The sequence below is a fragment of the Massilibacteroides sp. genome, from assembly GCF_028705895.1.
GTDB lineage: Bacteria > Bacteroidota > Bacteroidia > Bacteroidales > Tannerellaceae > Massilibacteroides.
Genome location: NZ_JAQWCQ010000004.1, coordinates 61,545 through 85,808 on the forward strand (window position 1 = coordinate 61,545; position 24,264 = coordinate 85,808).

At 39.4% G+C, this 24,264-nt stretch carries 13 protein-coding genes; 11 read left to right on the top strand and 2 right to left on the bottom strand.

The window, feature by feature from the left end; all coding sequences use genetic code 11:
- The first annotated feature begins 1 nt into the window (after nt 1).
- From PHT93_RS01880 to PHT93_RS01900, 5 genes are all read left to right on the top strand, one after another.
- Entirely contained in the window at nt 2–2,368 is a 2,367-nt protein-coding gene (locus tag PHT93_RS01880) for an ABC transporter permease (RefSeq protein ID WP_300238795.1), read from the top strand.
- 11 nt (nt 2,369–2,379) lie between these two features.
- The gene (locus tag PHT93_RS01885; RefSeq protein WP_300238798.1) at nt 2,380–4,704 is read left to right on the top strand and encodes an ABC transporter permease; all 2,325 of its coding nucleotides are present in this window, start codon (nt 2,380–2,382) and stop codon (nt 4,702–4,704) included.
- Nucleotides 4,705–4,842: 138 nt separating this feature from the next.
- Nucleotides 4,843–5,523: an ABC transporter ATP-binding protein gene (locus tag PHT93_RS01890; protein WP_300238800.1), complete on the top strand. Its 681-nt coding sequence runs from the start codon at nt 4,843–4,845 to the stop codon at nt 5,521–5,523.
- Between the two features lie 92 nt (nt 5,524–5,615).
- Nucleotides 5,616–7,961, top strand: a complete 2,346-nt coding sequence (locus PHT93_RS01895) for an ABC transporter permease (RefSeq protein ID WP_300238802.1) — start codon at nt 5,616–5,618, stop codon at nt 7,959–7,961.
- 14 nt (nt 7,962–7,975) lie between these two features.
- Complete coding sequence (locus PHT93_RS01900) at nt 7,976–10,336, top strand: ABC transporter permease (protein WP_300238805.1); 2,361 nt, start codon at nt 7,976–7,978, stop codon at nt 10,334–10,336.
- A gap of 20 nt (nt 10,337–10,356) precedes the next feature.
- Here PHT93_RS01900 and PHT93_RS01905 read toward each other — a convergent pair whose 3' ends face one another.
- Nucleotides 10,357–11,541: a hypothetical protein gene (locus PHT93_RS01905; protein WP_300238807.1), complete on the bottom strand. Its 1,185-nt coding sequence runs from the start codon at nt 11,539–11,541 to the stop codon at nt 10,357–10,359.
- Between the two features lie 122 nt (nt 11,542–11,663).
- Between PHT93_RS01905 and speA the strand changes: the two genes are divergently transcribed.
- From speA to PHT93_RS01935, 6 genes are all read left to right on the top strand, one after another.
- Nucleotides 11,664–13,556 (top strand): biosynthetic arginine decarboxylase, encoded by a 1,893-nt coding sequence (gene speA, locus PHT93_RS01910; protein ID WP_300238810.1) that lies wholly within the window; start codon nt 11,664–11,666, stop codon nt 13,554–13,556.
- Between the two features lie 119 nt (nt 13,557–13,675).
- Nucleotides 13,676–14,230, top strand: a complete 555-nt coding sequence (locus PHT93_RS01915) for an RNA polymerase sigma-70 factor (protein ID WP_300238812.1) — start codon at nt 13,676–13,678, stop codon at nt 14,228–14,230.
- A gap of 57 nt (nt 14,231–14,287) precedes the next feature.
- The gene (locus PHT93_RS01920; RefSeq protein WP_300238814.1) at nt 14,288–15,238 is read left to right on the top strand and encodes a FecR family protein; all 951 of its coding nucleotides are present in this window, start codon (nt 14,288–14,290) and stop codon (nt 15,236–15,238) included.
- A 215-nt stretch (nt 15,239–15,453) separates the two neighbouring features.
- Nucleotides 15,454–18,741, top strand: coding sequence for a TonB-dependent receptor (locus PHT93_RS01925; protein ID WP_300238816.1), 3,288 nt, complete (start codon nt 15,454–15,456; stop codon nt 18,739–18,741).
- 12 nt (nt 18,742–18,753) lie between these two features.
- Nucleotides 18,754–20,448 (top strand): RagB/SusD family nutrient uptake outer membrane protein, encoded by a 1,695-nt coding sequence (locus PHT93_RS01930; RefSeq protein WP_300238819.1) that lies wholly within the window; start codon nt 18,754–18,756, stop codon nt 20,446–20,448.
- 12 nt (nt 20,449–20,460) lie between these two features.
- A complete protein-coding gene (locus tag PHT93_RS01935) occupies nt 20,461–21,627 on the top strand; it encodes an FN3 domain-containing metallophosphoesterase family protein (protein WP_300238824.1) in 1,167 nt (388 codons plus the stop codon).
- 109 nt (nt 21,628–21,736) lie between these two features.
- Here the strand turns inward: PHT93_RS01935 and PHT93_RS01940 are convergent, their stop codons facing one another.
- Nucleotides 21,737–24,076, bottom strand: a complete 2,340-nt coding sequence (locus PHT93_RS01940) for a GH92 family glycosyl hydrolase (protein ID WP_300238826.1) — start codon at nt 24,074–24,076, stop codon at nt 21,737–21,739.
- Nucleotides 24,077–24,264: the final 188 nt, after the last annotated feature.

Below are 24,264 nucleotides of genomic sequence, written 5' to 3' on the forward strand. Positions count from 1 at the left end.
GATGAATAAAGAATTAGTATTAGCATTTCGCTCCCTGTTTAAGAAAGGACGTAACAATCATATCAAGATACTGTCATTAGCCGTAGGCTTGGCGATGGGCTTGGTACTGATCGCTAAAGTCTATTTTGAGCAGACGTTTGATAATTTCTATCCGGATGGAGACCGGGTTTATCATCTGACTGAGAATTTTACAAAGGCAGATGATGATGAGCCCGGGTGGCATAACCGTGTTAGCGGTGCCATAGCCGTTGGAATGCGTGAAGAATTACCGGAAGTAGAAGCCGGAACTCGCTTTACTAATCTTGGATTACAAGATGCGATCTTCTATACAACAGACGATAAACGCAATTATTCCGGCAATTTTATTCTTGCTGATTCCTGTCTGTTTGATGTGCTTCCGCGTCCTGTTCTCGCCGGTGATGTGAAGCAAACATTGTCTCGTCCGATGTATGTGATCGTATCTAAAAGTATTGCCGATAAGATCGGTTCGGATGTGATCGGGAAAACAATAGAAATGGATACGTATCCCGGTAAGATCATGACTATCGGAGCTATCTTTGACGATATACCCGAAAACTCGCACTATCGTTATGATGTGGCAATTTCTATGTCTTCGATCGGTGAGTTTATGTGGGACGGCTCGATGAATTGGTTGGGTAATGACCGTTATTCGGCTTATGTCCGTTTATCAAAAGGGGTAACACCTGAGTCTATAGCCGCGTCAATGCATGAAATGCAAACCAGACATCAACCGATGGAAAAGTTGAAAAAATTGGGTATGGATATTTATTATACGCTAAATCCCTTGCTAACCATCCATTCCGCAGATCAGAATGTGAAACGTATGTCTCTTTTATTAGGATTACTTGCCTTTGCCTTGTTGTTTACTGCAGTAATGAACTATATTCTGATTGTTATTTCCACATTGGTTGGTCGTTCAAAAGAAGTGGCGGTTTATAAATGTTATGGTGCTTCGGGTAAAAATATCACATCTCTGATGTTGGCCGAAACCACAGTACATCTTACGATCTCCATAATAACGGCTGTTTTACTTGTTGCTGCTTGCCAGCCTATTGTAAAAGAATTATTGGGTACATCCTTAATCGCCTTGTTGTCTTGGGAGGCTTGCTTACTGCTGTTGGGTGTATGTGTACTTGTTTATCTGTTAGCAGGATTAATTCCGGCCCAATTATTTGCACGTATCCCTGTTGCTGTTGCGTTTCGTAATTACCGCGAGTCCCGTCGGAACTGGAAATTGGGATTGTTGTTTATCCAGTTTATTGCTTGTGCATTTCTGGTTACTCTGCTTGTGATTATTGGTCGTCAATATACCCTGATGGTCAATGATAATCCCGGATATAATTACGAGAACGTGGTTTATTGTGAAACCTTTGGTACTAACAAGGAAAGACGACAACAGGCAATTAATGAATTAAGTCGTATTCCGGGTGTAGATATGGTAGCTACCTCATCGACTTTGCCTTTTCAGGGAATGTCAGGAAATAATGTTTCTCTTCCCGGTAGAGATGAAGAACTGTTCAATTTTGCAGATATGGAAGATGCGGACATAAATTACTTTAAGTTATTGCAAATCCCCATTATGTCAGGAAAGGCATTCGATGAAAATAGTGCAGAAGGAGATATTGTAGTCAGTAAATCCTTTGAAGAAAAGATGGCACTTATGTGTGGTTGGACTGATGGAGCCGTAGGAAAAGAAGTAAGATTGAGTCAATGGGAATTACGCCGTATTGTGGGTGTATATAATGATATTCGTGTTTCTTCTATAGCCAATATGGACGAGCGTCCGAGTGTATTGCTTTATACTAAAGAACCTCAGAATATTATTACTGTTCGTCTGCATCAGATGAATTCGGAGTTAATACAGCAGGTAACGTCAGTTTTGGAAAACTCTATGCCGGACAAGCATCTTGTAGTCATACCATACAGTGAAGAGATGATAAATCTGTATAAAGACTCCCGCGTATTTCGTGATTCAGTCATGATCGGAGGTATTGTAACACTGCTTATTTCCCTGATCGGATTGGTTGGATATACGAATGACGAAATAAACCGTCGCAGAGCCGAAATTGCTGTCAGGCGGATAAACGGCGCAACTTTACTGGATATTTTACGTATTTTCTTAATAGATATATTGAAAATTGCTATACCCGCTATTGTACTGGGAGGTATTGCGGCTTACTTCACTGCAGTAAAATGGCAGGAGCAATTTGCCGAAAAAAGTTCGCTGACTATTTTCTTGTTTATCGCTTGCGGTTTGGCGGTACTTTCAATCATCTTAACTTTAGTAAGTATCAATGGATATCGGGTAGCCAATCAAAATCCGGTAGAAAGTCTAAGAAATCAATAATCATATATAGTATGAATAATTTGTTGAATATAAAATTCTTTTTGAAGTTTCTCAGCAGAAACAAAGTCTATACACTGATTAATGTGTTCGGACTGTCGTTGTCGCTGATGTTTGTGATCCTGATCACGGTCTATGTGAAACAGGAATTATCCGTAGATAAGTTTCAGGAAAACGCGGAACAGATTTATATGTTAGGGAATGAAGAAGGAATTGGAAGCGCCTTCCGGTTGGCTTATCGGATAAAAGACCGGTACCCGGAAATCGAGAAAGTTTGTCCTTTAGTTCCTACCTGGTATAAACAACCGGTAACTGTCAATGATGTAAAACACAATGCAGACGTATTATTCGCTGATTCTACTTTCTTCAATATGTTCTCTTTTCCGTTAGTGGAGGGAACAAAAGAGGGAGTATTGCAAAGCCGGGATTATGCCGTTGTTTCCGAATCTTTTGTGCGCAAAGTTTTTCCTAATGTTGATCCGATCGGCAAAACTATCTTTCTGAATGATTCTGTCAATGTAACTGTCAGTGGAATTATGAAGGATATTAAAAACTCCTCCATACCCTATGCCGATGTGTTGATCCGGATCGATAATATAAAGTTCTTTAACAGCAGCATGGACAGTGAGCATTTTAATAATGCAGGGAGCTGTGTTGTTTTTATTCAAAAACGAAAAGAGGCAGACTTAAATGCAAAGGCAGAGGATATGAAATCTTTCTTTAAAGAAATTTTCTGGCTCTACAAAAACGGATTGTGTGACCAAGTTCGTTTTGTGCCTTTGAAAGAGTTTTATTTCTCAGATTATGAATCGCCCGGATTGATGCAGGGGGATAAAAGTTTTGTTCTGATATTACTGTCTGTGGGTATTCTGATTCTTGTTTTTGCAATTATCAATTATATCAACTTAACGGTAGCACAGGCCGGATTCAGAGCAAAGGAAATGTCGATCCGTCGTTTAAATGGAGCTTCACGAGGAGAGTTATTCATGCGGCTGATTATGGAATCTACTTTAGTAACTTTTATCTCTTTTTTCATTGGTTTACTTCTGGCTATGGCTGTGGTTCCATTTGCCAATGATCTGTTGCAAACAAAAATTCTTATAGGAGAAAGTCTTTCTACAGGAGCAGTTCTGCTTTCCTTAGGATTAATTCTCGTGATCGGTGCTTTATCCGGAATCTTGCCGGCTTATATCATATCCAACTCAAAACCAATCGATGTAGTACGTGGTGAGTTCAGGCAAAAGACTAAGATGCGCTTTAGTAAAGTTTTTATAACTTTCCAGAATGTGATTACTATCGTCATGATTGCGGCCTCAATAACCATGATTATGCAGGTGGATCATCTGATTAAAGCACCCTTAGGTTATCAATCCACGAATCTGATGGATATTCCTTTGTTCGAGAGTAAAGAGAAATTGGTCACCCTTGGCAACGAATTGCAAAAACTATCATCCGTCAAAAGAGTGGCTTATTCGCAAGGAACTCCTTTTAGCCGGGGAAATAATCACACCATGCAATACAAAGAGAAAAATAAGAATATCAGTTTTCAGTCGATTGTCAGTGATCAGACTTTCTTTGATATGTTAGGCTTGCAGATCATCAGGGATAATCATTATACAGGAACTGGCGGTTTTTATCTGTCGGAACAAGCCCTTCGCGAATTAGAGATCAGCGAAGATGCCGAAACCTTTACCTTTTATGATAATAAACCTTCTATTGCCGGTATTTTAAAAGATTTCCAGCTATACAATATCACTTATCGGGTAGCACCAATACTTTACCGTATAAATAAATTAGAGGACTTTTATCCTTGGGATTTAATTGTAGAAGTACAAGGGGATCCGTTTGTCGCAAACAAAGATATAAAAGCTGTTTACGAAAAGTTTACCGGACTGGAGTTTAATGGTGAGTACTTTGATGAGCAAATTCAGAAATCATTTGAAGCGCAACAACGGACTTCAAAAATTGTCATGCTTTTTGCTATCATAGCAATCATTATATCCTTGCTTGGATTGGTTGCCATGTCAACTTATTTTATTCTGCAGCGGTCCCGTGAGATAGCTGTCCGGAAAGTGTTCGGTTCATCGAGTATGCAGATTTTAAAGCGTTTAGTTTTAACTTTTTTGAATTATGTATTGATCGCTTTTGTAATCGCAAGTCCGATTATTTGGTATGCGATGAACAAATGGTTGTCTGACTATGATTACCGGATCGAATTAAGTCCGCTTATATTCATCGGAGCCGGTTTGTTCTGTCTGTTGATCTCATTTGTGGCAGTTGTCGTACAAAGTTATTACGCGGCAAATGGCAATCCGGTTAAACGATTAAAGGCGGAATAAAATCGATACAATACGTTTGTTTTTTTAGAGGTAGGTCTAAATTAATTTAGAGGTAGGTGTAAATCGATTTAGAGGTAGGTGTAAATTGTTTTTTCTTATAATTAAAATTTGAAGTAATAATAATAAAATTATAGAGTCATGATTAAGATTGAAAATTTAAGTAAGTTTTTTCGTACAGAAGAAGTACAGACCATTGCGTTGAATAAAGTGTCTTTAGAAGTTAAAGACGGCGAATTTGTGGCTGTGATGGGACCTTCGGGTTGTGGTAAATCCACGTTGTTGAATATTCTCGGGCTGTTAGACAATCCAACGGAAGGAAATTATTATCTGGGAGATCAGGAAGTGGGACATCTGAAAGAAAAAGAGCGTACCAATGTGCGTAAGGGAAATATCGGTTTCGTATTCCAGAGCTTTAACCTGATTGATGAACTGAATGTGTTTGAGAATGTGGAGCTGCCGTTGACCTACCTGAACATGAAACCGGCGGAACGTAAAGAAAAGGTGAACGAAATATTAAAACGAATGAATATCAGTCACCGCGCCAAACACTTCCCGCAACAATTATCCGGAGGACAGCAACAACGTGTTGCTATAGCCCGTGCGGTTGTTTCCGATCCAAAGATTATCCTTGCCGATGAGCCTACGGGTAACTTAGACAGTAAGAATGGAGCGGAAGTGATGGACTTACTTACGGAATTGAATAAAGAAGGAACTACGATTATCATGGTAACACACTCCAAGCATGATGCCAGTTTTGCTCACCGTGTGATTAATCTGTTTGACGGACAAGTGGTTTCTTCTGTGAGTGAATTTGTATAATGTTTTTATGGTGTGAACAAATTTTAAGTCAACTAAAGTACTTCCCATCTGTGAAGAGCGGGAGTATTGCTTTTTCCAAAAACAGATGAAAAATGAAAACAATATTACGGAATTTTATATACGTCTTGCGTCGCTTTAAAATGGCTACAATATTGAATATATTGGGCTTGTCGATTGCTTTTGCCGCTTTTCTGATCATCATGATGCAGGTCGGTTATGATCAGAATTTTGATGCCTCGCATCCCAACGCGGATCGTATCTTTCGCGTAGAACTGGTTAACGAAGGAACAAAACAAGCTATTATTGCCCGACCATTCGCCGAAAAAATAATAGCATCTTCTCCACACGTCAAGGAAGGAGCGATTTTGAATACGGGGGGGGATCGCACTGATGTATCTGTTTTGAAAGACGGGCAGAAGCAATTCTATAAGGAGAAAATGCGCACGGTTAGCCCTTCATTGCCACGCGTTTTCGGATTTGAAATGCTTGAAGGTGATGTGAATAGTCTGGAAGAACCTGAGAGCGCCTTGATTCCGGAGAGTCTGGCTCATAAACTATTTCCGGGAGAGTCTGGCTTAGGAAAACAGATTTTCATGAAGTACGGAGAGGTTACTGTGAAAGGTGTATATAAAGATATGGCAAAAAACTCTTCTTTGAGTAATGCTATCTATTGTGCGATGAATCCAAAGGAGAATGCGACTAATTGGGGAAACTGGAACTATGAATTCTATCTGCTCTTAGATGATCCGTCGTCGGCTCGGGAAGTACATGAAACATTTACGAAAAATTTTGATCCTCAGACTGTTTTTGGTGAAGGAGCTAATTGGGACCTTCTGAATATCCGGTTCACACCCTTGCGGGATCTGCATTATACGACTGATGTAACCTATGACTATACCCCTAAATCTACTCGCCAGATTGTAATGGTTTTGTTTGCCATCGCTTTACTTATTATCGTAATCGGAGGAATCAACTTTACTAATTTCAGTACGGCTTTAACACCTATGCGAATCAAAAGTATTAATACACAAAAGGTGCTGGGAGGAACGAACCGGATGTTGCGGACGGCTTTGCTGATTGAGGCCGTGTGTGTTACTTTTACTTCTTTTTTGATTGCGTTGGGGTTGGTTACTTTGTTCTCTGCATCTTCGTTGTCAGAATTGGTTAGTGCGGACACTTCCTTATTGCTGCACAAAGAATTGGTGCTTATTGCTGCTGTTATTTCTTTAGCCTTAGGAATTGTCGCCGGCTTGTATCCTGCTTTTTATGTTACTTCTTTCTCGCCTGCATTGGTATTGAAGGGGAGTTTCGGCTTGAGTCCCAAGGGACGTTTATTACGTAACGGATTGATTGGTATTCAGTTCTTTGCCTCTTTCGCGTTGATCTCTGGCGCACTCTTTATGTATCTTCAGAACCAGTTTATGCACAATTCTCCTTTGGGATATAATAAAGACGAACTGATTGTCTGTAATTTCAGCAACCCGTTGTTGGAGAGTTGGGATGCTGTGACAAGTGAATTGAAAAGTTTTTCAGGGATAGAAAATGTTTCAAACGCGCAATCTTTGCTTTCCAGTGGTGATCAGTATATGGGATGGGGTAGAAAGTATAAAGGCGAAGACATCAACTATCAATGCCTTCCTGTAGATCCGACTTTTCTGGATGTGATAGGAGTGAAGGTTACCGAAGGACGAAATTTCCGGAAAGAGGATGTTTTGACACGACATGGGGCATATGTCTTTAATGAAACGGCACGATTCAAATACAATCTGGAATTGAATTCAATGATTGATTCTGCAGAAATAATTGGCTTCATTCCGGATATCAAATTTGCGTCCTTCCGTACGGAAGTATCTCCGATGGCGTTTTATGTTTGGGGTACACAAAACTGGGGAACGATTCCCAGCTATCTGTATGTAAAAGTAAAAGCCGGAACCGATTTACGTGCAGCTATGCAACACGTAAAAGCTACGGTTCATAAGTTTGATGAAGAAACACTTTTTGATGCATTTTTCTATGACAAAGTGTTGGATAACTTATATAAAGCCGAAGACCGTCTGACGCAACAAATCACGTTGTTTAGTCTTGTTGCCGTATTTATCTCCATCGTCGGTGTGTTCGGCTTGGTTGTATTCGACTGTGAATACCGGAAAAAAGAAATAGGACTGCGTAAAGTGATGGGATCGACCGTCGGTATGATCTTATCCATGTTCAACCTTACTTATCTGAAGATATTGGGTATCTGCTTTGTGCTTTCATTACCTGTAACCTGGTATCTGATACACGCCTGGTTGGAAAGTTTTGTATATAAAACGCCTATGTACTGGTGGGTATTCCTTGTCGCTTTTTTAGTTGTTTCCCTCATTACCATGGCTACCGTTTCTTTCCAAAGCTGGAAGGCTGCCAATGAGAATCCGGTAAATAGTATTAAAACCGAGTAAAAAAACAGAATCAAATGAAAACAAGACTACGAAATTTGCTAAGTATTGTGAGGCGTTTCAAAATGGCAACTTTCCTGAACGTTGTGGGATTGTCTGTCGCTTTCGCTGCTTTTATCATTATTTTGATGCAAGTCAGTTATGAACGGAATTTTGATCGTAACTATGCTACATCAGATCGGGTCTATCGCGTGACCTTCAATAACGAGGGTGTGTTTTCATTTATTCTCCCCCGCGCTTTTGTGGAAGCTATAATTCAATCTTCTCCGCATATTGAGGCCGGAACACTTATTAATCCGTTTGTGAATAAGATTTATTTTACGACAAAGGACGCTGACAATAAAAAGGGATTTACTGAAGCCGTAGTGCCGGTTCATCCGGATATGACGAAAGTTTTCGGATTGGAAATTCAGGAAGGTAACCCGGATTGTTTACATGAACCGGGGGAAGTCGCAATTCCGGAAAGTATAGCGACAAAGTTGTTTGGTGACAAAAATCCTATCGGTCAACCCCTACATGCCGAAGAATCAATTTGGACTATAGATCGTACCGACTTTATTGTCGGTGCAGTCTATAAAGATTTTCCGGCTAATGCACAATTAAACAATGCTCTCTATATAGCAATTGACCCCGAATACGATAAGAACAACTGGGGATCGAGTAATTATTTTTGTTATCTATTACTCGATTCTCCGGAATCAGCTTCGGTCGTTATGGAAAACTTCAACAACAATTTTGATTTTACAAAAATCTATAGTAAGCAAGAAGCAAAAGGAATAAAACTGACTCCGATAACAGACTTATATTATCTGAATGAAACGCCTGACGGACGACTTCTGAAAGGCGGAGATAAAACTACGACCGGTTTACTTGTCTTTGTCGCCATCTTGGTTGTCGTTATTGCCGGAATCAATTATACCAATTTCAGTACCGCTCTTGCACCACTTCGTATCCGGAGCATCAATACACAGAAAGTGTTGGGGAGTAGTGGCACGTTTTTACGTATATCCTTATTGGCTGAGGCAATGATTATAGCGTTTCTCTCGTTTCTGATCTCACTACTTTTTGTTTATGTATTAGGTGAAATTGATGCTCTGTCTTTTATTTCTGTCAGTTTGAGTCTGACAGATCATCTGCCTTTACTTTTCTTAACGGCTGGCGTTTCATTAATTCTCGGTTTGATAGCCGGACTTTATCCGTCCTACTACATGACCTCCTTTCAGCCGGCATTGGTACTCAAGGGAAGTTTCGGACTTTCCCCATCCGGTCAGCTGCTTCGTAAAGCCTTGATCGGTTTTCAGTTTGTCATCTCTATTGTTCTGATTATTGTTGCCGTGTTTATCCAACTACAGAATAGCTATATGCGTGATTATTCGGTCGGCTTTGATAAAGACAGGGTGGCTGTAGTCAAGATCAACGGTGATATTTATGAGAATAGCAAAGATGCTTACCGCGAAAAACTACGGAGTTTCCCGGAAATAGAAGATGTGGCATTCTCGGCAGAAAAATTAGGCGGACAAGATTCGTATGCTACATGGACATTAAACTACAAAGAACAGGAAATATCCATTTACGGACTAAATGTGTCTCGAAATTTCCTGTCTGTTATGGGAATTGATGTGGTGGAAGGAATGGATGTAAATAGTATATCCAAACAAGATTCTTCCTTTTACTTGATTCCTACCCATCATATGCAACAAGCCTATACTATGGAAACCGGAAGTCTGGATTTCTGGGGAAGAAGAGCAATAATTCCGGCCTTTACAACAGATGTCAAATTAACTTCGCTTCGGAATAAAGACAGCAACCTGACCTTTCTGATGGGTGTAAACCGCGATCTGCTGTACTCTTACATTCGTTTCAACGAAGGAACCGATCATAAGACAATAACAGAGTATATACAGCAAGTTTTGGTAGATATTGATCCGACCTATCCTGTAGATGTAGAGTTTTACAGCACAATCTACGACCAGTTGTATAAAAAAGAACTTTCAGTCAGCAAGATGATTACCTATTTCAGTCTTCTGGCAATATTATTATCGATTGTCGGTGTATTCGGATTAGTCGTCTTCGAAGCCGGTTACCGTCGAAAAGAAATAGGTATCCGTAAAATCATGGGTGCAACAGCCACCGAACTCCTGTATATGTTTAATAAAAACTACCTGTATATTGTCGGTGTTTGCTTTATCATAGCCGTTCCCGTCGCATATGTCGGTGTTGTTAACTGGTTGTCCGGATTCGCTTACCGCGTTCCCATTTATTGGTGGGTATTTCTGATGGCTTTCACCGTCGTCAGCCTGATAACAGTAGCCACAGTCTCGTTCCAGAGCTGGAAAGTCGCCAATGAAAATCCGGTGAATAGTGTTAAGACGGAGTGAAAAAGTCACAGAACTATGGTCTATGGATTAAAAACAAGCATCACATATATAATAAACAGGGCAAGGTGCATTGCTCCTGTCATAGAGGTGGTACGCTTGCCTAAGAAAGTGGTTATACTTAATAGCATTGTAATAATGAACAGGATTGTTTCTGCGGCCGTCAGACCGAATAATACGGTTTTTCCAGTGATCAGTCCTATGATAAGCACGCAGGGTACTGTTAATCCTACGGTGGAGAGAAAGGCTCCGTGACAAAGATTAATTGTGCGTTGAAACTCATTGTTGTAGGCTGCTTTGATGGCGGTCATGGATTCGGGAGTGAAGACAATAATCGCAATAATAACTCCACCCAAGGATACTGGAAGATTTGCTGCGTTAATGCCGTAATCTACTACCACAGCCATGTTGTGAGACAACAAAACAATCGGCAGGATCATCAGTAATAACGAGACTGAGCGCATTATAATTTCTTTCTTTTCTGATATTGTTTGCTTGTTGTTTTCTCTGGCAGGTAAATCTGTCGTTGTTCTTTCTTCGAAACGAATGGACATCTGTCCTTTAGGCGGCTGTACATATAAATGTTTGTAGCTTTTTATTTGAAAGAAAAGAAATACTCCATAAAGAATAATAATAACAAATGAAAGCGTAATTGCTTGTAAGCTGCTGAACATGCCACCGCCTGCTCCTTCAATGAAATTCGGTAAGATCATAGAAATGCTACCTAATAAGATAATCATGGCTATGTAAGACATGGTCCCTTGCGCATTATATTCTTGTTCTCCGTAACGAAGTCCTCCAACTAAAATACAGATACCGACGATAAGGTTCATAATAATCATCATGACCGAAAAGATAGAATCTTTTCCGATAGTTGGCGATTCGCCCGGTCCCACCATGACGGCTGCAATCAGGATTACTTCTATGGCTACGATAGACAAGGTCAGGATTAACGTACCGTAAGGTTCGCCCAGTTTATGTGCCAATTGATCGGCTTCTTTTACGACACCGAAAGCTGCCCCGATAATTGTGAAGAGTAGTATAAGAAATGCAAATAGGGCGATGGGTGCTGTGATGGAACTTTCCAATAACGACTCTCCCCATACTTTAAATAGCACGACAATGCTCCAGACAATAGCTAAACGAAGGCGCGTAGTGTTGGGTATAACTTGGTGTATAATAGATTGATTATCCTTTTGTGGAGACATATGTTTCTGAAATTTGATAAGATTTAAACGACAAAAATAAACAAGAATAAACCAAAAAGATAAACATATCGTGTTTATTATTAATTTCGCACTAATTTATAATTAGTTTACAGTGTAAGATAATGAGAAAATGGCGAATTGAAGACTCGGCCGAGTTGTATAATATAAACGGTTGGGGATTGGATTATTTTTCTATTAACGAAAAAGGACATATTGTAGTAACACCCAAAAAAGGGGCGGCGGCAGTCGATTTGAAAGAGTTGATGGATGAGTTGGTTTTGAGGGATGTGGCAGCTCCTCTTTTAGTGCGTTTCTCGGATATTTTGGACAACAGGATTGAAAAAATATCGAATTGCTTTAAGGTTGCAGCTAAAGAATATAATTATGAGGCTCAAAACTTTATAATCTATCCGATCAAAGTAAATCAAATGCGCCAGGTCGTAGAAGAGATCGTTAGTCATGGTAAAAAGTTTAATATTGGTCTTGAGGCAGGATCTAAACCTGAATTACATGCTGTGTTGGCGATCAATACAAGCAATGACTCATTGATTATCTGTAATGGCTATAAGGATGAACCTTATATTCAGTTAGCTCTTCTTGCTCAGAAGATGGGTAAGCGCATTTTCCTTGTTGTGGAAAAAATGAACGAGTTGAAGTTGATTGCCGAATTATCCAAAAAACTAAAGATCAGACCCAATATCGGTATCCGTATTAAACTTGCCAGTTCGGGAAGCGGAAAATGGGAAGAATCCGGAGGGGATGTAAGTAAATTCGGGCTGTCATCCAGTGAATTGTTGGAAGCCTTGGATTTCCTTCAAAAGAACAAGATGGAAGATTGTCTTCGTTTGATTCATTTCCATATCGGCAGCCAGATCACTAAAATCCGTCGTATTAAAAATGCTTTACGTGAAGCGTCACAATTTTACGTGCAACTTCGCCAAATGGGCTATAATGTTGATTTCGTTGATATAGGCGGTGGTTTAGGAGTTGATTATGACGGAACGCGTTCATCCGGTAGTGAGAGCAGTATGAACTATTCAATTCAGGAGTATGTGAACGACTCTATTTCTGCTTTAGTGGATGCCAGTGTAAAGAATGAAATACCTCAACCCAATATTATCACGGAATCAGGTCGTTCCTTAACAGCTCATCATTCTATTCTCATTTTTGAAGTACTTGAAACGGCAACCTTGCCTGAATGGGACGAAAATCAGGAATTACCTGATGATGCCCATGAATTAGTCTGTGAACTCTACAAACTGTGGGATGAAATGAATCAACCCCGTTTGATTGAGACATGGCATGATGCGCAACAGATTCGCGAAGAGGCTTTAGATTTGTTTAGTCTCGGGATGCTGGATTTAGTGACAAGAGCGCAGGTTGAACGATTGTATTGGTCGATTGCCCGTGAAGTATATCAGATTGCTTCTGAAATGAAACATGCGCCTGAAGAACTCCGCAAAATATCTAAAATGTTGCCGGATAAATACTTCTGTAACTTTTCTCTTTTCCAGTCTTTACCAGACTCTTGGGCTATAGATCAGGTTTTTCCGATTGTTCCGCTGACGCGTTTGGATGAAAGACCATCAAAGACTGCTACTTTACAGGATATTACCTGTGATTCGGATGGGAAAATAGATAACTTTATCAACTCCAAAAACTATGCTTACCACCTTCCCGTACACCCATTGAAGAATAAAGAACCTTATTATATGGGGGTATTCTTGGTCGGTGCTTATCAGGAAATTCTGGGAGACTTGCATAATTTATTCGGAGATACGAATGCAGTACATATCTCGGTTAATGAAGATAATTATAAGATAGAACAAGTAATTGACGGAGAAACCATAGCTGATGTGTTAGACTATGTGCAATATAACCCGAAAAAATTAGTAAGAACCGTTGAATCATGGGTGACATCTTCTATGAAAGCCGGAGTGATCTCCGTAGAAGAAGGACGGGAGTTTCTTTCTAACTATCGTTCGGGATTGTACGGCTACACATATTTGGAATAAGAATCGTATTATAAATAGAGACAGAGGCCATCTTTAATTTTTTAAGGTGGCCTCTGTTTTGTTTTTACATATGGAAGAATTATATATTTGTCTTATCTTAGTGACGAAAAGAGAGAGTAATGGATGTGACTACGGAGACAAAAAAATTTAATAAACTTTTTGCAGATTATCATGGTTTGTTTGTTCGTTTTGCTAATACTTATATAAATGATGAGGCAACAGCGGAAGACATAGCCATTGAAGCAATCATGTATTATTGGAAAAATCGTCATAATCTTACTCATGAATCTAATATCCCGGCATATATACTTGAGGTAATCAAGCATAAATGTCTTAATTATCTCCGTCATATTCGTGTTCGTGAGGATGTGGAACAGCATCTTCTGAAACATATGCAACGAGTAAACAACCTTCGTATAGCTACACTTGAAGCTTGTGATCCACAAGAATTATTTAGTCTTGAAGCTCAGGAACTAATTGATCAGGCGCTGGCCATGATGCCGGAAAAGACAAGACAAATTTTTATGATGAGTCGATATGAAAATAAAACGTATCAGGAAATTGCAGAACACTTTTCTTTATCTGTTAAAAGTGTAGAATTTCATATCTCAAAAGCTTTGAAAATATTAAGATATAAGTTGAAGGATTATATAACGCTTATATTATTTCTGTAAAATAATTATTTCTATACTTTATTAGGGGGTATATCTTCTGAGGTGCTTATATTGTATATGGATAGAAAAATCTTATATCGTTTTTTCTCTGGGACAGCTTCTTTTGAAGAGGAAGCTGCCGTTTGTGATTGGGCAGATGGCTCCGATGAGAATAAAAAAGAAATAATAAGAGAGAGAAAATATTTTGATCTCCTGTTGTTTCGAAAACAAGAACATCTTTATCCAGTTAAGAAATCCAATCGGACTAATCTACCTTATATTTTATATAAGTCTTTGATGATTGCTGCTGCTATCTCCGTTTTATTTGTTTCTCTTCTTTATATATATGATAATATAAACGAAAAACTTATAGAAGCCGAGATTACAGATAATAAGATAACTGTCCCTCCCGGTCAGCGGGTTAATTTGACATTGTCTGATGGTACGAATATCTGGTTGAATGCTTGTAGTGAGATGATATACCCGTCATCTTTCAGAGGAGAGAAACGTATTGTTTCTTTAAAAGGAGAAGCTTATTTTGATGTAGCCAAAAATGAAGAACATCCTTTTATAGTAGAAACAAATAAATGTGATATTAAAGTTTTAGGCACTAAATTTAATGTGCAGGTAGATGAAATTAATTGTGACTTTGCTGTCGCACTCCTTGAAGGAGCGATCGAATTAACCAATAAATTAAATGACGAACCGATAGTTTTACTTTCTCCTATGCAAAAAGTAGAATTGAAAAATGGCCGCTTTTTCGTTGACTCTATTCGTGACTTTGATAGTTTCAGATGGAAAGAAGGGTTGATTTGTTTTGAAAATATTCAGTTCACAGAGTTGATGAAACGATTCGAAAAAATATATGACATACGTATTATTGTACAGAATAAAGCACTCAAAGATTATGTATGTAGTGGGAAATGTCGTGTAGCTGATGGCGTTGATTTTATCTTACATGTTTTACGTAGAAACAGGGATTTCTCCTTTGAAAGAAATGAGGATAATACGATTATCTATATAGAATAAATGTCTAACCTTAAATTTAAAAGAACATGCCTATGACATAGAATATGCCTTAATCACAAAACTAAAAAAGGCGATGAATCTCGACCATTCACCGCCTGATGATTAACACTCTTAAAAAAATGTATTAACCTTATATGTACAAAGTTATGAATAAAATCTCTTTGTCGCGATTTTGCTGTGTACCGAAATCACGACGTAAACAATTATTCAGGATTATGAAGATAACCTATCTTTTATTATTTGTCGGCATTTTCTGTTTACATGCCGAAAACACAATGTCCCAGAATATTACCCTGCGAGGTAATAACTTGTCAGTGAAAAACTATTTGAATACTATTGAAGAACAAACAGAGTTCCTATTCATTTATGATGCTGATGTTAATGTAAACGAAAAAATCTCAGTAGATATGGTCGGTAAACCAATCCTTGAGGTTTTGGATAATCTCTCATCCCGATTAGGCCTGACTTATTATCAGGAGGGAACGTATATTGTTTTGTCAAAACGAAAGAAACCCTCCGGGAATGTACTTCCAATCGTAGCGCAACAAAAGAAAACAATTACAGGTATTGTTACTGATGCTTTAGGCGAACCTATTATTGGGGCCAATGTAATTGAAAAAGGGACAACCAATGGTCTTGTGACGGATTTTGATGGAAATTTCTCTATAGAAGTTGACGCGGATGCTATAATTCAGGTTTCTTATATCGGCTATAATACGCAGGAAGTAAAAGTTGGGAGTCAATTGTCTCTGATAATTAAACTTGTAGAGGATACGCAGGCTTTGAGCGAAATCGTAATCGTTGGATACGGAACGCAGACTAAAGTTAACTTAACTGGTGCAGTTGGTACTATAGCCAAAGATGATTTGCTTGACCGTCCTGTGACGAACGTTTCTTCTGCTATTCAAGGCCTGACTCCCGGGGTTACCGTCACTTCCGGAACAGGTCGTCCTGGTCAGGATGGTTCTACCATTCGCATACGTGGGGTAGGGACATTAAATACGGCTGATCCGTATATCCTTGTTGACGGTATCGAAACAGGAACAATTAATCAGATTGACCCGAATGATATAGAATCTATGTCTATATTGAAGGATGCGGCTTCTGCTGCAATTTATGGTTCGAAAGCGGCCAACGGAGTAATTCTTATAACGACAAAACGTGGAAAGATAGGTAAGCCTACTGTTTCATATAGTGGCAATGTGAGTCTGTCGAACGTGGCAACATTGATTGACCGTCTGAATTCTTACGATCATGCACGCTTATATAACTATGCGTTGACGCAGGATGGATCAGCACCTCGTTTTACAGAAGAAGATATTCAATTATTTAAGGATGGTACAGATCCCTATGGTCACCCGAATACGGTTTGGACAGATTATATTTACAGAACAGGATTTATGCATAAACATAACCTGAATGTGAGTGGAGGTTCGGAAGATGTGAAATATATGGCTTCAACCGGATTTTTAGGACAGGAAGGAACCTTGAAAAATTCAGATAGACAACAATTTAATATGCGTACGAATCTGGATATCAAACTGTCTGAGAAATTTAATATGCGTACCAATATGGCCTTTATTCATAACAATTACTCTGATCCTAATGCTTCTTATGGTGGGGGATATTCAGGATTTATATGGCAGGCAGATCGTATTGCTCCCTGGATTCCGTATAAAAAAGAAGATGGTACATATGGATCTATCTCTGACGGAAACCCGGCTGCATGGATTGATATTGATAGTAGAATAAACTATACACAACAGAACTTTTCAGGAGCGTTGGCCTTTGATTATAATATTCTTAAAGATTTGACCTTTACACTTCAAGGTGCATACGTGACAGATATTAAAGAAACAAAGGATTTCCGTAAAGAATGCTGGTATGATGATGTAAACTATCATGGGCCTGATCAATTAACAGAAACAATAGCACGATGGAGTCGTTATACGCTTGATGCGTTGATGAACTATAGTAAAACTTTCAATCAGGATCATAACTTTAAGGTTATGACAGGTTATAAGATTGAAAAATATAACAGCCGGGAACTTAAAGCGTTCAGGAAAAGTTTTCCGAATAGTTCGTTAACTGACCTGAATGCCGGCGATGCTTCCACACAGACAAATAGTGGTTATTCAAGGGAATTAGCAATGATGTCTTATTTTGGTCGTATAAATTATGACTATCAAGGAAAGTATTTGTTTGAAGCGGATTTCCGTGCTGATGCTTCTTCTCGTTTTGCCAAAGGATATCGTTGGGGATATTTTCCTGCATTCTCTGCGGGATGGCGTATTTCTGAAGAAGGTTTTATGGAAAAATCGAAAGACTGGTTGCAATCATTAAAGATAAGAGCTTCTTGGGGGCAATTAGGAAATCAGGAGGCTTTGTCTGATTATTATCCATCTTTGACGACTCTGTATATTGGAAAAAACTTCCCGTTCAATGACGTATTGCATCAAGGAATTACTCAGACAGCCCACAAAATTTCAAGTATTTCATGGGAGAAAGCCACAAACTGGGGAGTCGGTTTTGATGCCAGCTTTTTGGATGAGTTTACTTTCACCGCTGAATATTATGATCGTAAGACAACAGGGATTATTATGAATGTTCCTGTTCCTAAAACGTTTGGAACTACAAGTGCTTATCAAGATAATGTCGGGGCATTACGTAATAGTGGTATTGAAATGAGCTTTAGTTGGAATCACCCGTTTAATAAAGATTGGAGAATGGGTATTCATGCTAATTTCGCTTACAATAAAAATAAATTATTGGATTTGGGAGGTGTTGATGAAACGATTGATGGTTATATGATTAACCGTGTTGGTGAGCCTTACCAATCATTCTATGTATATGTTGCTGATGGCTTGTTCCAAAGTGATGATGAAGCTGCTGCTTATGAGTCAGAATATGGCAATCCATGGTCTTTGCCGTTCAAAGGCGGTGACCTTAAAATAAAAGATGTGGATGGCGATAAAAAGCTGACGGAGGATGATCGCGTAGTAAGAGGTTCGCAACAGCCGAAAGGCACATACGGTCTAACTCTGGCTGGAGGTTGGAAAAACTTTGATGTGTCAGTCTTTATGCAAGGGATAACAGGAACAAACCGTTACTTCGATTATACCGTTAGTGGTTTGTTTGAAGGAGAAACATCCCACCCGAGTTCAAATTGGTTGAATGCCTGGACACCCGAAAATAAAAATACGGACTGGCCGCGTGTTTTTTTAGATGATAGATCTGTTAGTGCGCCCAATAAAGCCAGAACAACTTTCTGGTGTATGAATACTAATTACTTGCGTATAAAGAATATTAATTTCAGCTACACTTTGCCTAAATCGATTCTTGGTAAATTAGGTATCGCTAATGCTAAAGTCTATTATACGGGTGAAAATCTCTTTACAATTGATGATCTGCCATTCAATGTTGATCCTGAATCAGCTTCGGGTAACCTGAATGTTTATCCAATCAGTAAAAGTCATTCTTTCGGTATTAATGTAACGTTCTAATTGTAACCAGATATGAAACTAACAAAAATAATAGGCCTGGCCTTATGCCTGGCCGGAACAGGAGTTCTGAGTTCCTGTGATGATTTCTTTGATGTCTATCCTAAAGATCAATTAACGCCTTCTACTTTTTGGAAGACGAAAAGTGACGCGGATGCAGCTGTAACTGCGGCCTACGAATGGTGGGTAAATAACTTGTTGGGCTCAAAATTTATCTTTTATGAAGATTGTATGTCCGATATCGGATTTAACTATACAAATGCATCACAATATAAGATGGCGGGAAATGGAGCCATATCTCCATTCTCTACTCCCAATTATTACCAATACGAAAATATTCGCCGTTGTAATTTTGTAATTGAAAATATAGATAAAATTCCTGTTTCGGAACTTTCTGAAACAGAGAAAAAGGAATTTTTAGCACAAGTACGTACAATTCGTGCTTATCACCATGCTTATTTAGCAACATGGTACGGTGATGCGGTGATTGTGGACTTTCTTCCTCAGTCGGCAGAAGAAGCAAAACTTCCAAGAGAACCGGAAGCAAAGGTGAAAGAATATGCCATGACTGAATTGTATTGGTGTGCAGAAAATATTTCTGAAAAGCCAGCAGAAAAAGGACGTATTGGAAGAGGAACCGTATTGTCTATGATTGCTCGTTTCAATCTTCTGTGGGGAAATTATGCGGAAGCGTTGGATGCAGCAAATAAGATAATTGCCTTAGGGCAATATTCGTTGGATAGTGATTTCCTTAAGATGTTTTCAATGACAGGACAAGATTCAAAGGAAGTTATTTATTCCTATCAACATTTAAAAACTACATTCAAATATTCCGATGTAATTCGTTTTTACAATAATGCAGATGGTGGATGGGCAAGTTTTGTCCCTACACAAAATCTGGTTGATATGTTCGAGATGAGTAATGGAAAAACGATTGATGAAAGTGATTCCGGTTATGATCCTGTTCATCCATTTTATAATCGTGATCCACGCTTGAAAAATACAGTGATTTACTCCGGTCAGGATTGGATAGGCCGTAATAATGTTCCTCGAATTTTTAACACTCTTGACAAGTCACTTCCTAACGGATCTTTGAATAATGATTACTATATTGCGGCTAATAATGCTTCCCATACGGGGATGTTGTGGGCAAAATATTTGTATCCTAATCAATCGCAGTATTCTACATCTATGAATGATGATGCTTTGTGTCCTATCATTTTCCGTTATGCTGAAGTATTACTTACCAAGGCAGAGTGTTTGGTGGAGTTGAATCAGAGTTTGTCTGAAGCTCTGGATATCATTGACCAATTACGCTTGCGTGGCGGACATGTTGCTCTTGACCGTACAAAATATACGACACAAGCCAAAGTACGCGAGTTGGTAAGGAAAGAACGTACAATTGAGTTGGCCGGTGAAGGTTTCCGTTATGAAGATATTGTTCGTTGGGACGAATATGACGCAAACGGAGCCAAAACCGGCAGAAAGGTGGCAGAATCGGTTATGCCGGGAGACCTTCTTCGTCTCTGTGGAACTGTGGACTATGAAGAGCCGGATCCTGACCGTCGTGCTATCATTAATTTGAATGCTGCCCGTGAAGACCGCTTGGTGGAAGTTCGCTATTTTGATAAGAAACAATTCCACTTACCGATTCCACAGGCCGAAATGGATGCTAACCCTCAATTGGTGCAAAATGCTGGTTATAATTAATCCTATAGTTTGATGAAGAAGATTGTTTTATTATTATTTCTTGCAGTTGCCGCTCAAGTGGCAACTGCGCAGATAAAGATTCTGTACGGTCCTTATCTGCAAAATGTGAAAGACGCAGAGGCTACGATTGTCTGGGAAGCTGATAAACCATCTGTCGGATGGGTAGAATTAGCCCCTGATGACGGGACACATTTCTATGGTGAAGAGAGGCCGAAGTTTTTCGATACGACCAATGGCGTTAAGAATACGTCTTTGCTTCACTCCGTAAAGATAAAGGGACTAAAACCGGCTACGACCTACCGTTATCGTATCTATTCTCAGGAGGTGTTGTCGCACGAAGGTATTTCCGTAATATACGGACGTGTAGCTGCATCTGATGTTTATAAGAAGAAACCGTTGACTTTTACGACCTGTGATCCCGATAAACCGGATATGTCTTTTCTTATGATCAATGATATTCATGGACGTGAAAATATTATCACTAAACTTTTGAACGCTGCGGATTATAAGAAAAAAGATCTGATAATCTTCAATGGAGACATGGTTTCGGAGTTTAAAGACCGGGAAACGATCTTTAATGGGTTTATGAAAGAAAGCATAGACTTGTTTGCTTCCGAGCAACCGATGTATTATGCGCGCGGCAACCATGAAACCCGTGGGGAATTTGCCACTTCGTTTCAGAACTATTTTTCTCCTAAAGAACCATTCTTGTATTATGTATTCAAGCAAGGACCTGTTTGTTTTATCATGTTAGATACAGGAGAAGACAAACCTGATTCGGATATCGAATACAGTGGTATTACCGACTACGACGGTTATCGTACCGAACAGATGGAATGGATGAAGACTCTTCGTGATAATAAAGATTTCCAACAAGCCCGATTTAAGGTGGTAATTGCGCATATGCCGCCCTCTAAAGAACCGGGAATATGGCACGGACAAAAAGACGTTTTGGATAAATTCGTCCCTATCCTGAACGAAATCGGGGTTGACTTAATGCTGTGCGGACATCTTCACCGTAATGTGTATGAAGAACCCAGTTCATTAATTAAATTCCCGGTATTGGTTAATTCTAACAACAGTGTTGTTTCTGTAAAAACAGAGGGCAATCAACTGAATTTAGAGGTGCTGGATCTGGATGGTAAAGTTGTAACAAAGAAATCTTATTCAGCAAAATAGTTTTATCAGAAGAAAGAGAAATTGTGCTAAAAAGCCACGTTATTTCGGAACAAGTCCGGGATAACGTGGCTTTTTATCTGTTTGTCCTCTCTTGGAGGAATCGTCCAAATTATTCTTCGCTTAACGAGTAAGGACGATCTGTTCCTTTAAATACCCGTTGTTTATTGGGCTTGGAAGACATGGTAAATTCCAATATGCCTCCGTTCATTATGTCTTCTTGGGTAATATAACCTTTGGTATAAGGCTTGCCGTTTAGTTTAACCGCTTTGACATAGCGGTTTTTATCGCTGACTTTGTCGGCTTTGATCGTTAGCGAGTTGCCGTTTTCCAATTGAACTTTCATGTAGGGTAGGTAAGGAGCTCCTAATACGTATTGGTTTGTTCCCGGACAAACGGGATAGAATCCCATGGCAGAAAGGATATACCACGCCGACATCTGCCCACAGTCATCATTTCCACACAATCCATCAATGTTGTTCTTATACATACGGTTCATGATTTCGCGTTGCCAGTATTGTGTTTTCCATGGAGCCGAAGTCCAGGCATAAAGGAAAGCCACATGATGACTTGGCTCGTTACCATGTACATAACCTCCTAAAAGACCTTCCTTGGTTACATCTTCCGTATGGGCGAAAAACTCATCAGGCAAATGCATATCGAACAAAGAATCCAAGCGGTTCACGAAAACTTTATCTCCTCCTGTCAGTTCAATCAGCGAATTGACATCGTGGGGAACGTATAACGAATAATTCAACGCATTACCCTCAATAAAGCCCTGTCCATGCGTACTCATCACATCGAAGTTTTCTTTCCACTCCCCGTTAGTATAACGTGGACGGGCAATTCCCAGTTTCGTGTCAAAAATATTCTTGAAAGAATTCGCTCTCTTCTTGTAGGTAGCAGCCGTTTCAGTATTACCGGCTGATTGAGCCGTTTTGTAAATAGTCCAGTCGTCATAAGCATATTCGAGCGTCAGAGAAGCTGAACTTCCGCTTCTTTCAATAGGAACATAACCAAGTTTCATATATTCTCCTGTCCCTTCATAATAAGGAATCGTAGAACTGTTAACCATCGCTTTCAATGCCTCTTTCTTGTTGATCGGTAGCCCTTTGGCAATCGCATCAGCTAATACGGATACCGAATGGTAGCCAATCATACACCAGTTCTCATTTGCCATATGGCTCCATACCGGAAGTGCTTTATGTACACTTTGTTCTCCATGTTTCATCATTGAGTTTACAATATCTGTATTGACCTGACGATTGATGATATTGAATAGCGGATGCAAAGAACGATAGGTATCCCAAACGGAAAATACCGTATAATTAGTGAAGTCTTTTGCCTGATGAATATTCTGATCTACTCCTCTGTATTGACCGTCCACGTCAGTATAGATACTCGGATTGATCATCGTATGGTATAGCGAAGTATAGAGCATAGCTAATTGATCATCCGTTCCCTTTGCATCGATCAGAGCTAAAGCATCACTCCAATCCTTATTGGCCGCAACAGCTAACTCATCAAAAGATTTACCTGCCGTTTCAGCCTGGAGATTCATCACAGCGCCTGCGCTACTTACCCCGGAAAGAGCAACTTTTATTTCAAGATCAGCAGATGCGTTCGGATCAAAATCAAAATAAGCCACTATTCTTCTGCCACCGATTTCAGGGAAATTATGCTTCTGGTCGAATTTCCGGTAGAATCCGCTATATTTCACTTCTCCTTTTTCTTCAAATCCATAATTTTTTATTGGTTTGGAGAAGGAAACAGCGAAATAGGTATAATTCGTTCTTGCCCATCCATTGGTTATACGATAACCCGTTAACAACGTGTCGTTTTCAACACGGATACTTGCCCAAAGCACTTTGCCGTCATAATTGTAAATGCCATGAATCAGATCAAGAAGTATCCGTTGGTTTGTCTCTTTGGGATAAGTATATTTATGCACCCCTGCACGTTTGGTTGCGGTAAGTTGAGCTTTAACTCCATAATCGGCAAGCATCACTTCATAATAACCCGGACGGGAGATCTCTGTATCATGCGAAAAGCGCGAACGATAACCATGATCCGGATCAGTCATTGTTCCCGGGTTGAGGCGTAACTCTCCGGTGGTCGGCATAATCAATATATCACCCAGATCGGAATGCCCTGTTCCACTGAAATGCGTATGACTGAACCCTACAATCGTACTGTCTTTGTGTTGATAACCGGCACAATACTCATAAACGCGAGCTTGATATTTTCCATCTACATTATGAGGGATCGTATCCGTATCCGGACTTAATTGTACTAAACCAAAAGGAACACAGGCCCCGGGAAAAGTATGCCCCATTCCATTTGTCCCGATAATCGGATTTACGCGTTCTACATTGGTTACCTGAGCGCTAAGCGTATTGGTTAAACTACCTGCTATTGTCAAACAGAAAATGAGTTTTCTTACATTTATCATTCGTATCGTATTTTATTATTTGTTATGTTTCAGTCCTGCATCCTTGCTTAGGGTTTCTAACTACAAAGAAACAATTTTTTTAGAGATTTATTTGTGCTTTATTCCGTGTTGTAATCATTATCTGTTTAATTTAATTAGGGAATTCTGTTAATTTGAAGAGCTTGGGGTATTTGGCGAAACACATGAAG